Annotated in this window: 12 protein-coding genes; 7 read left to right on the top strand and 5 right to left on the bottom strand. The window is 43.9% G+C overall.

What is annotated here, in order from left to right; translation table 11 throughout:
* The first annotated feature begins 33 nt into the window (after positions 1 to 33).
* Positions 34 to 735 (top strand): OmpA family protein, encoded by a 702-nt coding sequence (locus tag M0N77_RS08000; protein ID WP_353104697.1) that lies wholly within the window; start codon positions 34 to 36, stop codon positions 733 to 735.
* Between the two features lie 42 nt (positions 736 to 777).
* Here M0N77_RS08000 and M0N77_RS07995 read toward each other — a convergent pair whose 3' ends face one another.
* The 4 genes from M0N77_RS07995 to nadA all read right to left on the bottom strand — a co-directional run bounded on the left by M0N77_RS07995 (position 778) and on the right by nadA (position 6,042).
* Positions 778 to 1,689: a lysine exporter LysO family protein gene (locus M0N77_RS07995; protein WP_353104696.1), complete on the bottom strand. Its 912-nt coding sequence runs from the start codon at positions 1,687 to 1,689 to the stop codon at positions 778 to 780.
* 153 nt (positions 1,690 to 1,842) lie between these two features.
* Entirely contained in the window at positions 1,843 to 2,802 is a 960-nt protein-coding gene (locus M0N77_RS07990; RefSeq protein WP_353104695.1) for a phosphatidate cytidylyltransferase, read from the bottom strand.
* Between the two features lie 59 nt (positions 2,803 to 2,861).
* The gene (gene nadB / locus M0N77_RS07985) at positions 2,862 to 4,877 is read right to left on the bottom strand and encodes an L-aspartate oxidase (RefSeq protein WP_353104694.1); all 2,016 of its coding nucleotides are present in this window, start codon (positions 4,875 to 4,877) and stop codon (positions 2,862 to 2,864) included.
* A 1-nt stretch (position 4,878) separates the two neighbouring features.
* Positions 4,879 to 6,042, bottom strand: a complete 1,164-nt coding sequence (nadA, locus tag M0N77_RS07980) for a quinolinate synthase NadA (RefSeq protein ID WP_353104693.1) — start codon at positions 6,040 to 6,042, stop codon at positions 4,879 to 4,881.
* Between the two features lie 355 nt (positions 6,043 to 6,397).
* On the opposite strand from nadA, the gene M0N77_RS07975 reads away from it, so the two are divergent.
* From M0N77_RS07975 to M0N77_RS07955, 5 genes are all read left to right on the top strand, one after another.
* On the top strand, positions 6,398 to 7,399 hold the full coding sequence (locus M0N77_RS07975) for a hypothetical protein (protein ID WP_353104692.1): 1,002 nt from the start codon (positions 6,398 to 6,400) through the stop codon (positions 7,397 to 7,399).
* Positions 7,400 to 7,567: 168 nt separating this feature from the next.
* Positions 7,568 to 8,428, top strand: coding sequence for a carboxylating nicotinate-nucleotide diphosphorylase (gene nadC, locus M0N77_RS07970; RefSeq protein ID WP_353104691.1), 861 nt, complete (start codon positions 7,568 to 7,570; stop codon positions 8,426 to 8,428).
* Positions 8,429 to 8,683: 255 nt separating this feature from the next.
* Entirely contained in the window at positions 8,684 to 9,760 is a 1,077-nt protein-coding gene (locus M0N77_RS07965) for a transposase (RefSeq protein ID WP_353104690.1), read from the top strand.
* A 67-nt stretch (positions 9,761 to 9,827) separates the two neighbouring features.
* On the top strand, positions 9,828 to 10,469 hold the full coding sequence (locus tag M0N77_RS07960; protein ID WP_353104689.1) for a MarC family protein: 642 nt from the start codon (positions 9,828 to 9,830) through the stop codon (positions 10,467 to 10,469).
* Between the two features lie 209 nt (positions 10,470 to 10,678).
* Positions 10,679 to 12,061 carry an NAD(P)/FAD-dependent oxidoreductase gene (locus tag M0N77_RS07955; RefSeq protein WP_353104688.1) on the top strand — a complete coding sequence of 461 codons (1,383 nt, stop codon included), beginning with the start codon at positions 10,679 to 10,681 and terminating at the stop codon, positions 12,059 to 12,061.
* A gap of 168 nt (positions 12,062 to 12,229) precedes the next feature.
* Here the strand turns inward: M0N77_RS07955 and M0N77_RS07950 are convergent, their stop codons facing one another.
* A complete protein-coding gene (locus M0N77_RS07950; RefSeq protein ID WP_353104687.1) occupies positions 12,230 to 12,832 on the bottom strand; it encodes a LysE/ArgO family amino acid transporter in 603 nt (200 codons plus the stop codon).
* Between the two features lie 221 nt (positions 12,833 to 13,053).
* Here M0N77_RS07950 and M0N77_RS07945 point away from each other — a divergent pair, with 221 nt between their 5' ends.
* Positions 13,054 to 13,827, top strand: coding sequence for a hypothetical protein (locus tag M0N77_RS07945; protein ID WP_353104686.1), 774 nt, complete (start codon positions 13,054 to 13,056; stop codon positions 13,825 to 13,827).
* Positions 13,828 to 13,834 lie beyond the last annotated feature (7 nt).

The following is a 13,834-nucleotide window of genomic DNA, read 5'->3' as shown; positions in this document are numbered from 1 at the left end:
AGTTGATGCTTATTATATTAAGGAGGAGTAGTAATGATAATTGAAAGTCGTTTTGTGTTTTTACTACTAGCGGTATCTATAACTCTGACAGGATGCCAGACTGCTATCACTGTGCCGTCAAAGACTATACCTCAGTATGAAGACATCAAAACGATGCCAACGCTTACCGTTAGCATAGACAGTGATGGTGATGGCGTACCTGATGACTTAGACAGGTGCCCTAATACGCAACAGAATGCCGTAGTAGACGAAAGAGGCTGTCATATAACTACTGGGCCTGATAAGCGTTTAAAGATTGAACATCGAGCCTTTTTTGCTGACGGCAGTAGTGAGCTATTGCCAAGATATCAAGCTGAATTGGATATCATAGCAAGCAGAATGGATGAGCATAAGACAGCGACTATGCACATCGAAGGACATATTTCTAAAAGCGAAACGGACAATAATGATTTAGCTAATCAATCGAATGCGTTAGCAAGAAATAGAGCGATGATTATCAAGAATTACTTAATCATGAAGCATAAAATTGCCGCTGAACGCATCATGACGTATGACTGTGGCACTGAGATTCAGATCGCGCCTAACGATACGGTAGAAGGTAGGCATATGAACCGCCGCGTTTATAGCATAATCACTGAACCTAAAGCTACTGAACCTACAGTCACTGAGCCTGCTGAAGAAGTCGTTACTGACTATCCGCAGTATATACAATCAAAAGTATGTACTGAGTTTTGATATTGCAATTGAAAAGGCTTGTTTGATAGCCAAACTTCTAAACTATCCCAAAGCCGAAAAAACCACCATCAACACCGGCGAGACAATATTAATAATAAAGCCAAAGCTAATCGCTAATGGCACAACTTTAAGGCCGCCCGATTGCTGAATGATTGGGAGCGTAAAATCAAGACTCGTTGCACCGCCAAGACCAACCGCTGCCGATGGGTATTTACGCATAAACACCGGTATAAATATCAATGCAAAAAACTCGCGGATTAAATCATTAAACAGCGCCACACTGCCCCAAATCGCCCCATAAGCGTCCGTCATCACGATAGCAGAGAGCGAATACCAGCCAAAGCCCGACGCCAGTGCTAAGCCTTTGGTCCATGACACCTCGCTAAACAGCATGGCAAAGAGGAGTCCGCCAACCAATACGGCAAAGGTGAAGATAATGCTCATCTCCACGCCGCGCTTATTAAGTAGTACCTCTTTTAGAGTAATGCCTGAACCTTTAAGACCAATACCCACTAATAGAATCAAAATCATCAGCAAGATAGTCATCGTATTCTCTGGTGGTAAATAGTCCATCGGTAATAAATAACCAATCACCATACCGATAACCACGCAAAACACTTGCGCTAGGCTACCGCGAATACTGACGCGATGCTCCTTGGATTTGGCCACGGGTTTTTTGGCTTGCCAAGGTTTTAGCCGATCAAAGATCATCAGTCCAAACAGCCCTGTACCAATAGTCAATATCGCTAAAGCGGTAACATATAATGCAATCTCGCCCAACTGGCTTCCTAAGCCTTCCACTTGTGATAGTTCAATACCAATCAAGGTCAAGATAATGAACACCAGATAAGATAGGCCTTTATCAGCCAGGATAGTCATTCTGCGATTAGAGGGAATGGCAAAGCCAATGAACATCGGCATTAATACCAAAACTAGGGTAACTAGACTTTGCATAGGGCAGGCTCGACATAGCGGGGCAAATAGAACATTCACAACATTTTTACAAGCCGGCGATTGTATCATATTGAAGGCTGAATTTAGCGGATAAAATTGCTATATCAAGTTTGATAAAATAGCCACTATTGGCTCATATGCTAATTTTAACTATTAGCCAAAAAGCCAGTAAGCTAGCGTAAATAATGGCACGCCAATCAGTAAACTATCTGTTTTATCGAGGATGCCGCTATGCTCTGCTAGCATGTTACTAGTATCTTTGACCCCGTGCTGACGCTTAAAAGCTGACTGTAATAAGTCTCCTGCGATAGCGCTGATCGCTAGAGCATAAGCGCTGATAAAACAGATCCACTCGTTAAACGGCGTCAACCAAAGTCTTAGTAATGTCGCTAATAAAGCGGCAAATAAGCTACCTAATAGCGCCCCTTCCATACTTCTATTAGGACTGATTTTGGCTGCAAGACCACGGTTAAAGAGCTTGCCTTTAAAAAGCTTATTGCATAAATATTGAGCGATATCACTGAGCAGGCTAGCGAACAACACAAATAATAACACCCCGTATTGCTCACGATGCCAAGTCAGCTGCTGCAAAAACACCAAGCTGATAATGAGCAAAATAAACGCGCCGCTAAACAGTCCATCTAGCAAGTTTAGATAAATATAAGGTTGAATATTTGTATTGGTAGAGTTCTCAGTAGAGAGGTGGCTATTAGCAAAAGAAGAGCTTGAGTGTTGTTTTAGTAGTTTATTTTGTGAGACGGGTAAGGCCAAAGCGTTAGCTTGTAGACCACGGGCTTGTAGCTTACTAATTAGCAGAGCTTTGGTCTCAGAGCTCCATAAGCGACTGATCTCATAGCTACCGCGTAAACCAATAAGCACAAAAAAAGCGGCTAATAACCACTGATAAGGGTAGGAGATATCAAAAAAGCGACTACCATCGTTCAGCTTAGCAAGCAGATAACAGCCACAAAAAGCGGCAAGCAACCACCACCAAGACCGAGCAGTTAGATAAGCGCTAGGTAGCTTTGCCCGCAGCTTAGGGAGCGCTAGCAAGCTCCAAACCAAGCTGACGGTGAGCATAAGTAAGATAATGAATAGCGTATCAGTGGCCATTAGCTAATCACTCTGTAAGTTATTGTATCGTTAACTTACTGTACTGGATAATTTAGCTATTAAATAGTAGCGAGCGTCCGTAAAGACTCATGGCTAGCCTGAGTCAGTTTGCCGATATGGAGATATTCATGGTTATAATTGCTCTCACCCGCTATTGGCTTATTATCGCTTGGCGGTTCAATAACGCTAACTAAAGCCACGTCAGTTAAGTTTGGAAAGTCCAATCGATAATGCCCACCGCGGCTTTCATGCCGTTGTAGAGCCGATTGTACAATCAAAGTCGCTAGTTGTAATTGTCGCTGCAATTTAAACAGCTTTAATGGTTGAGCCGTTATAAGCGTTTCGGGAGCGTGTTGATTTTGTGCATTATCATTGTGGTCTAGGCTTAGTGTTTCTAATGTTTTCAACGTCTCCAATATTTTTAATGTCTCTGATGTTTCAAAGGCTTGAATCGTTTGTTGCCATTGCTGAATTTGCCCTAACGCTTGCTTGAGCTGCTTAGCATGGCGAACGATACCCAGATGGCTACTCATTAATGTCTTTAATGATGAAGTAATATCATCGCTATCGTTATTGTTGATATCCTCATTATTTAAATCAGTAGTTGTCGCTAGAAGAGGCTCGCTAGCGTAAGCGCTACCATTAGTTGTGATATTAGCCGTGACACTATTAGCAGTGACATTAAAAGCTTTGTTTTTTGCTAGACAGATAGTTTGAGGGTTTGCCACAGTAGTCGCGCGCCAGCTATCATCCACTAAATAATGCGGTAAATGCTTAGCAATATTGCGACCGACGACGATGCACTCTAATAGCGAATTGCTTGCTAAACGATTGGCACCATGCAGCCCAGTATAGGCCACTTCACCAGCTGCATACAGACCTCTGACATCGCTTAAACCTTGAGCACAAGTGACGATACCACCGCAGCTATAATGGGCGGTTGGCGCTACTGGAATAGGGTCGCTTGTGATATCTATGCCTAGCGCTAAAAGCGTCTGATAAATCTGCGGAAAGTGCTCGCGCAAAAATGAGGCTGGCAGGTGACTAACATCTAAATGCACATAACCCAAGCCGTTATTGGTGATTTGCTCAGCGATAGCGCGAGCGACAATATCACGCGGCGCTAATTCTGCTCGCTCATCAAGCTCTAACATAAAGCGCTTACCAGACAATGGACAATACAGTCGTCCACCTTCACCGCGTAAGGCTTCAGAGATCAAAAAGCTGGAATCCCCCAAAGCAAGACCTGTGGGATGAAACTGCACAAATTCCAAATTAGCTAAACGGCAACCAGCTTGCCAGGCCATCATCAAGCCATCACCGACGCAGACATTAGGGGCGCTGGCACGAGCAAATAATTGCCCTAAACCGCCGCTTGCCATTACGACCGCCGCACTATGAATAGTCAAGAGTTGCTGCTTATCATGATCAAAAGCTATCGCGCCTCGGCAGCGCTTGTCTTTGGATGTTTGTTGTGGTGCTGAAGTTAATAAGCTCAAGGCTTCACAAAAGGGCAGAATAGTGATATTGCTAGCCTTTTGTGCTTGGATGAGTAGCGCATTCATTACGTGGCGACCAGTAGCATCATCAGCGTGAGCCACGCGCCGACAGCCATGCCCGCCCTCTTTAGTCAAATGCAAGTCAGCGGTAGTTAATACAGTTTTTGTCGCTATTGTAGTAGGGCTTATCTCTGCACTTGCCAGTATTTGAGACACAGAGGTAAAAGGTACGCCTTGCTCGCATAGCCACTGCACCGCTTGCTGACCAGCACTTAGGATACTAGTCGTGTTATCCAAAGCACAGAGTCCAGCGCCCGCGACTAAGGTGTCGGCCACGTGATCGGCAACGCTATCGCTTTTATCTAAGCTTGCAGCGATACCGCCTTGGGCGTAATGACTAGAGCAAGCTTGCAGCTCCGCTTTACTTAAGATAGTGATGTTTAGCGATTTTGGCAGCGACAATGCGCTGCTAAGCCCTGCTAAGCCTGCGCCTATGATTAATACATCAGTGGTTATGACTTTTTTACTATCATTGCTAGCTGCTACAGTCGGCTTGGCATTAGCTATCGCGCTCATATTAGGCGGCTCCTACTTTTTCAAATAAGGGACGGTCTTTAACGATATCGCCGCTAGTCGCTACGCGCTGTTGTTTATTAGCGGCAAAGTCGAGCATGCGTTGTAGGGGTTTTCGAGCGGCGGCTGCCAGCTCAGTGCTCATAGTAATCTCAACGTTACTATTGCCATTATTTTGGCCACTGTTATTAATTAAGCATTGCTCAATAGCTAATAGACCATTCATCGCCATCCATGGACAAAAAGCGCAGCTCTTACAGCTAGCACTTTCGCCAGCTGTCGGCGCGGCTAAAAAGCGTTTATGGGGCGAGCGTTTTTGCATCTCATGCAAGATACCCAAATCCGTCGCCACGATAAAGGTATCGGTATCCATCTCATAAGTTGATTGCAATAGTTTACTGGTCGAGCCGACCACATCCGCGAGCGCTACCACACTATCTGGCGATTCAGGATGCACCAAAACCTTGGCCTCAGGGTATTGCTCTTTGAGCTGCATGAGCTCAGTCGCTTTAAACTCATTGTGCACTAAGCAAGAGCCTTGCCATAACAGCATATCTGCACCTGTTTGCTGTGCAATGTAGTTGCCTAAGTGACGATCAGGCCCCCAAATGATTTTCTCGCCTTGCTGGTGCAAATGACGGACGATATCGATACCGACAGAAGAGGTCACTACCCAGTCCGCGCGCGCTTTTACCGCCGCACTCGTATTGGCATAGACCACCACCGTACGCTCAGGATGTGCGTCACAAAAGGCTGAGAACTCATCGACAGGGCAGCCTAAATCAAGCGAGCATTCCGCTTCTAGATCAGGCATCAGTACTGTCTTCTCCATACTCAGTATTTTGGCAGACTCTCCCATAAAGCGTACCCCTGCGACCACTAAAGTCTGAGCACTATGCGCTTGACCGAAACGCGCCATCTCTAGCGAATCACCGACACAGCCGCCCGTGGCTAGGGCCAAATCTTGAATAAAGGGATCGACATAATAATGCGCGACCAATACGGCATTATGCTTAGTCAATAACTGCTTGATACTAGCTTCAACTTGCAAACGCTCAGCGCGTGGTAGCTCAGAAGGTAGTCTAGCTTTTGCGTATTCAATATCGGTTTGTATAGCGCTGCGTTTGTCAGCACTCAATATAGGAGCGTCATAGGGATAGTTTTTCATAAGCTTGAGCCTTATTTATGCCGTAATCTTTATTGAAAGGTAAGTCAGTATTGAAAGTTATGGCTAGCAGTAATGATAAATTTGCACTGGTTTATATTATGCTCATTTTGAGCATATATACAAGTATTTTTATTTAATTAATGGTTTGGTAGCAGTGGCTTCTCCTAGTTCATTTAAATTTATGACGACGACCTCTTTAACCGGCTATAACAAGGATAAAACAGCATAAAAAATAACATTCAAGTTATACTTAGTATTCCTAGTTAGAATGCTTGCTGCTTGAGACTCGAGTTCCTTCTCAATAGTGCTCATTCTTTTTATATGTTTTCATTAATTAAGGATAAAGATTACCAATATGAGCTTGTCTTATTCACATGCGCATCAGCAGGGCAGTGGTACTACCGAAGTGGTGGCGGTATTGATTGCTATCACCGATCATAAGGCGCGAGTATTGACGGTTGATCAGGGTAAGCTGTTGCCTAATGGGCCGCTGATGCCGCTACATCGCTCATTGCAAGCAGGTGTGCGCCAATGGGTTGAGGAACAAACGCAGCAGCCACTTGGGTATTTGGAGCAGCTATATACCTTTGTAGATACCAATAGGCGCAATGTCGATGGCCATGCTTTGGTCTATGTGAGCTATTTGGGCTTAGTGCAGGAGACGCAAACTGAGCTACAAAGTAAGGCAGTTTGGCGCGATTGGTATGATTATTTTCCTTGGGAGAACCATCTGCAAGGTGTGCCGCAGATTATTACTAGTTTTATCGTGCCAGCGTTAGTCGCTTGGGCTGATAGTGCCGAGGATAAGCGCATTAGACAGCGTCGTTACCAGCGTATTGAGCTGTGTTGGGGTGTGGAGTTGACGGACGATAAGCCAAAGCAAAAACTAGCAAATAGCGCTTATCATTATGGTGAATGGGTAGCAGAGCATGTATTGCTACGCTACGAGATGCTCTATGAAGCAGAATTAATACCAGAAGCTTCTAATTATCAGCCTAGTAAATTACCAGAGAACTGGTCAAAGATGATCGGTATGCCTATGTATTATGATCATCGCCGCGTGATTGCTACTGCTATCTCAAGACTGCGCGCCAAGATAGAATATCGTCCGCTTATCTTTGGTCTGATGCCCGATGTCTTTACCTTATCTGAATTACAACAGAGCGTTGAGGCTTTATCAGGAACCGCTTTACATAAACAAAATTTTCGCCGGCTGCTTGATTCGCAGAATTTAGTGCTGCCGACAGGTGAGAGTAGCAGTGCCCAACGTGGTCGTCCGGCCAAGCTCTATCGCTTTTGTCACGATATCGAGCTGCAAAGCCTACTTATGGATAGTAAATTACCCAAGCGTAAGTAGCCTAACTGTTTATAAATCACCTTCTATAAGTCAGTTTAGCCCAAATCATAATAATATCTTGCAGCTAATCTTAGTTTACGTTATATTTATGCTCATTTTGAGTTTAAAGAAAAGTAGCTTTATTATCTATACTTTAAACTTATATCAAGCATAGGATACAACCCTACGATGAAAAACCAATTAGAGCCGGCACTAGATCAAGTACTGCTAAAGCCTTTAGTTCGTGCTGCCTTAACAGAAGATTTGGGTCGACGGGGCGATGTCACCTCACAAGCGACTATTCCAGCTGATAAGCAAGCACAGCTACAGATCAAGGCGCGGCAAGCTGGAGTGATTTGCGGTATGGATTTGGCAAGATTAGCTTTTGCACTAATTGATGAACAGATTGAATTTGTAGCCAAAATTCAAGATGGTATGTCTGTAGAAGCGGGTACGATATTAGCGATAGTAAGCGGTAATGCGCGGCATCTATTGACAGCAGAGCGCACCGCTTTGAATTTTTTAACCCATCTAAGCGGTATCGCTACTGCGACTCAGCAAATCGTCGCTAGCGTCGCTGATTATCCAGCACAAATTACTTGTACCCGTAAAACCATTCCAGGGCTACGCACTATCCAAAAATACGCAGTACGCTGCGGTGGTGGCCGCAATCATCGTTTAGGCTTAGATGATGCAATCTTAATCAAAGACAATCATATTGCCATTGCCGGTGATATCCAGAGCGCTATCAAGCAAGCGCAGGATCTCGCCGGACATCTCATTCCTATCGAGGTTGAGGTCGATACTTTAGAGCAATTAGCGCTAGCATTAGAGGCCGGAGTTAGTTTGGTACTATTAGATAATATGAGTCCGGACACGTTGTCGCAGGCAGTTGCTATGTGTAAAGGCCGCGCCAAAACCGAAGCTTCAGGCGGCATTACTCCTGAGACAGTGCGAGCGGCGGCGCAGACAGGAGTCGATTTTATTGCTATGGGTTATCTAACGCACAGCACGACCGCTTTAGATATAGGGCTTGATTTTAGCGCTTAAAACGCTGCTGCGCTAACGCTATTTATTATTATCTGCTCTAGGTAAGTTAATGATTTAAGTCGCTTATCTGTCTATGCTACAATAACATTATCAAAAAATACTGGGTCATCGCTGCAATCGCACGATGGCCTTCTGTTATATCATCCAGCGCCGTAAAACCACGTCCTTCTAGGGCGTGGATATCAGGTGTCAACCGTTGTCACCTAAGATTGAGATTGCATTGATAACCAAACCCATTGAGATCATAATCATTCCATGAAAACGCTCAAACTACGCATCAAAGACAAACACGCGAGTCAGCTTAATATCTTAGCTGGTTCGGTCAACTTTGTCTGGAATTACGTTAATGAGCTAAGTTTTAAACATCTTAAGCGCACAGGTCAATTTTTTTCATCCTATGACTTGGCTACTTACACCAAAGGCGCGGGTGACTACCTAAATCTGCACAGTCAAACATTGCAAGCGATTAGTGAGGTTCACGCTAAATATCGCAAACAGTTTAAAAAAGCCAAACTGAACTGGCGAACCAATAATCATAAAGCCAAGAGAAGAAACTTGGGCTGGATTCCTTTTAAAAAGACCGCCATTAAGCATATCAGCACCAGACAGAGTGGTAAAAAATCTCTAAAGACCACTCTGCAATTTAGTCTGGCTAACAGCCAAAAGCTGATCATTGATTTGTGGGACAGCTATAACCTCTCCCTGTACAGCATTAATACTTGTGAGTTGGTACAAGACAATCGCGGCCACTGGTATACCTGTATCACCGTCAAAGAATTTCCAAAAACAGCTTGTGGCACGGGCCAAGTCGGTATTGATTTAGGCTGTAAAGATTCCGCAGTCAGTAGCGATGGTGATAAGCTACAAACCAAAGTCACTCATCAATATGCTGAAAAGCTGGCTATCGCTCAAAGAGCTAAGAATAAAAAGCGGGTTAAGGTCATTCATGCTAAGATCAAAAACACTAGATTGGATTTAATTCATAAATTCACATCAAGGCTTGTTAAAGCCAACAGCCTAATCGTTGTTGGAAAAATAAACACAAAATCGTTCACTTCAAGCAAACTGGCCAAATCCATCTATGACGCGGGTTGGTTTGAGATTAAGCGACAACTGTATTACAAATGCAAGTATGCAGGTTGTCACTATATCGAAGTGAATGAAGCGTACACCACCCAAACCTGCTCGTGTTGCGGCTGCCGCCAAGACAGTCCGAAAGGTAGATCAGCGCTTGGTATAAGAGAATGGTTTTGCAGTTCTTGTCAAACTGCCCATAACAGAGATGTTAATGGAGCAAAAAACATTCTCGCGGTCGGGCTTGACCGTCTTTAGTAGGAATTCCTGTTCCTTTAAGTCGGGGAGGAAGTCAAATTGAACTCACTATACAAGCGAGCGCTGAGTGAACACTGAAATTATCAAAATTATCTTAGCTTTTATGGTGTTGATCAATCCCTTTAGCGCTTTGACGTTATTTTTGGATTTGACTCGCGGCTATTCGATGATTAACCGCCGTAAAGTGGCGCGTATTGCTTGCTTGACTATTTTTATCACCATCAGCTTTTTTACCGTAGCAGGTGAGACGTTACTTAAGGCTTTGGGTATCTCTATCGGCTCGTTTCAGCTGGCAGGTGGCATCTTAGTCTTTTTAATCGCGCTAAATATGATGAACGGCGAGGGTAACCCGGTCAAACCCGATCAAGAGAACTTCGATGTCGATCATGTCCAAGACTCACCGCCCACCACAGCGGCGGCGGTAGTGCCGTTAGCTATTCCCATGATGATTGGTCCGGGTGGTATCTCAACGGTGATTATTTACTCCTCTCAAGTCTCTGGTATTTTGCAAATATCCGCTATCATTATCGCCGGTTTATTGATTAGTATCTTTTGTTATTTAGCCTTGATGGCCGCAGGGCGTATCAGTCGTCTGTTAGGTGATACTGGACTCAATATCATGAGCCGAATTATGGGCATGTTATTGGCCGCGGTCTCTATCGAGATTATCGTTAATGGCTTACGCACCTTGTTTCCTGACCTTATCTAACCTTTTTTATAGCTCTCTTATCAATATCTATAGCTAACTTATAGTGCTAAATAATAAACCATTGTCAGTTAAATAGCTTTGATCTGAGTTTGCTGCTAATAAGTCAAATTCTCCAAAAAACCGCCATCGATTACTAACGATATCTTGCCAAAACCTCATCCATGAAAATATGTTATAATAGGGCTCAACTATTTTAACAGGAGTAAATCTTGAGTAACAAAAGAATTGCTATTTTAGGAGCAGGTCCAAGCGGGTTGGCACAATTACGTGCCTTTGAAGCGGCGCGTTTAGCAGGTGCTAAGGATTTGCCAGAAATTATTTGTTATGAAAAACAGAACGCTATCGGTGGTATGTGGAATTACAATTGGCGTACCGGTTTAGATAGAAACGGTGAACCCGTTCACGGTAGTATGTATCGTTATTTATGGTCTAATGGACCAAAAGAATGTTTAGAGTTTGCTGATTATTCGTTCGAAGAACACTTTGGTGAACCTATTCCTTCTTATCCGCCGCGTGAAGTGCTAAAAGACTACATCATGGGCCGTATTGATAAGCAAGATATCCAAAAATATATTCGTTTTGAATGCCCTGTCCGCTGGGTGACTTTCGATGATGACACCAAAAAGTTCACCGTGACAGTTATGAATCACAAGTCTGGTGAGCAAGAAGTTGAAGAGTTTGATTATGTGGTAGTCGCTACAGGTCATTTCTCAACGCCGAATATGCCTTATTTTGAAGGGTTAGAGGCGTTCCCAGGCCGCGTATTGCATGCGCATGATTTCCGTGATGCTCTAGAATTCAAAGACGAAGATATTTTACTAGTCGGTAGTAGCTATTCTGCAGAAGATATCGGCACTCAGTGCTATAAGTATGGCACAAAGTCGGTAACTATTAGCTATCGTAGTCAGGCGCTTGGTTATGATTGGCCTGATGGCATTAGCGAGAGACCGCTAGTGACTCACTTTGAAGGCGATGTGGCCCACTTTGCTGATGGCACCAGTAAGAGCTTTGACGCTATCATCATGTGTACCGGTTATTTATTCCACTTTCCCTTTATGCCTGATGAGCTGCGTTTGCAAACGCATAACTGCTTGTATCCAGCAAATTTATATAAAGGTATCTTTTGGCAGCCAAATCCTAAGCTTATCTATTTAGGCATGCAAGATCAGTACTTCACTTTCAATATGTTTGACGCTCAAGCTTGGTATGCGCGTGATGTGATAATGGGCAATATTGAATTACCAGATCTAAAAACTCGTCAACAAGACGAGGAAAAATGGTTAGCCACTTATGATAAAACAGTCACTGTCAGCGATTCAATCGACTTTCAAGCAGCTTATATCCGTGACTTGACTAACGCTACCGATTACCCTGAGTTTGCTGTAGAAAAGCAAGGCGAGCTACTCAAGCAGTGGCAAAAAGATAAAGCTGATAATATCATGACTTTTAGAGAAAAGGCTTATCGCTCCACCTTGACCGGTAGCCTAGCTCCTGAGTTGCCTGAACCATGGCTTGATATCACTGATGATTCGCTAGAGCACTTTTTGAATTTAGCTTTTATCAAACCAAAAAAGCGTAAAAAGGCTTCTTAGAGTCATTTAAATGATTTAGCTGAGCTGATACTGTTTAGCTTCTATGGTATAGAGCTTAAGCTAAAAAGTAGTAAAACCAAACACTCTTTATAAGGGTGTTTGGTTTTTTTATGGGCGCTAGCCTTTATATTGAAGTGTCTTTATTTTTGAAAATGACTTTTGATAGATTTAGCTGTTATAAAGATGCCAAGCTAAATACAGCATTAATAAACCGACTAAGGCGTCGAGGATATTCCAAGCTTTGGGTTTGGCAAATAACGGTCTAAGTAGCCTTGCACCATAACCTAAAGCAAAAAAGAACACAAATGAGGCGCTGATTGCACCAATAGCAAAAGTCAATTTGCTGCTAGCGCCGGTTGAAACCATGCCTACTAGCACCAAAGTATCTAAGTAGACATGCGGATTGAGCCAAGTAAACCCAATGCATAATAGCAGCGCTTTTTTTAGGCTACCTACCGCTTGACCTTCAGTGGTTAACGCATGTGACAAGCGTACGCTAGCGTATAAGCTTTGCAAGCCATAAACCAATAAGAAAATTACTCCAGCGAACTTAGCGATTTGTACCAGCTGCGGAAAGCGAGCGGTCACTGCACCGAAACCTGCAACGCCAGCTGAGATTAATAAAGCATCACTGACCGCACAGAACAGACAAATAATAAAGACGTGTTCGCGCTTAAGACCTTGCTTTAGTACAAAGGCGTTTTGTGAGCCGATAGCAATAATTAGCGATAGCCCAAGCAAAAAACCAGAGAAGTAATCCGTAGTATTCATAATAAATTTTTATAGCTCACTTGTGCAAAGAGAATCATAAGCTTGAAAAGTTACTGCCTAGAAAGAGCAAAAGAGGAAGGTGCTATAGTGGATAAACTAGAGCACAAAACCTAGACGTTCGCTTACTGGCAGGCACGCAAAAAGCTGTTAAGATAAGCTATTAAATTGCTGAGTGCAATAGCGATTCACAAACGATATAACAGCGAGGAGCAGCGTAGGTCATGGTCATCAGTTTGGCAAGAATGCTACAGTCATTTGGGCAAGTCCAAGACGATCTGCCGACTAGGGCTGCCAAAAACGTACAACAGGCCGCAAGTCTTGCGAGCAGCGAAACTACTGCTAGTGAGGTGCAGACTGCCGCTTATAATGACGCCGCTAACGCTGAGCAATCAAAGCCAACCGCGCTAACAGCGCCTAAGCGTGCTGAGCGTATTTATAATGCTCTAGCTGAGGTCAGTGATATCGGTACGCCAACGCCGCTTACGGATCGCTATTTGGCCAACCGTGCTGCGTGGCGCTCCCCTAATCGACCTCCTTTTGACCCTGATACGTTATGGTATCTCAAACATGGACGCTGCCCAATTATGACTGAACTTGTCGATGTGGTTGATGAGGCCACTTTAAATGCCATGCCTATTGAGGCGGTAGCTATCTTAGATCGAATCAATGGCAAACTTAAGCGCTATCGTGACTGGAGTGACGAGCTTAATGAAGAGCAACAACAGCAGCATAATGAGCGTCAATTCGTCATCGATAAGCTAGTTAATGAAAGTATTCCTGAAGCGCTGCGCCATTATGAGCAGCTACTACGCTTTAGCCCGCACCGAACCAAAAACAGTATGGTGCAAGGCAAGATGACCGCTGGCGATATGCTAACCGATCTATTCTTAGAGATTGATTATGAGCTTGATGAGCTATTGGATGAGCTGCATCAAACGGTGCTCAATCGCTTGGCCTCGACGCATCGTTATGTCAAAAGTCGCACACAGAGCTAAACTTTAT

The sequence above is a fragment of the Psychrobacter sp. AH5 genome (genome assembly GCF_040371085.1).
Classification (GTDB): Bacteria; Pseudomonadota; Gammaproteobacteria; order Pseudomonadales; family Moraxellaceae; genus Psychrobacter.
The sequence above is the reverse complement of the archived record's forward strand: the minus strand, read 5'-3'. Positions and strand labels throughout refer to the sequence as shown.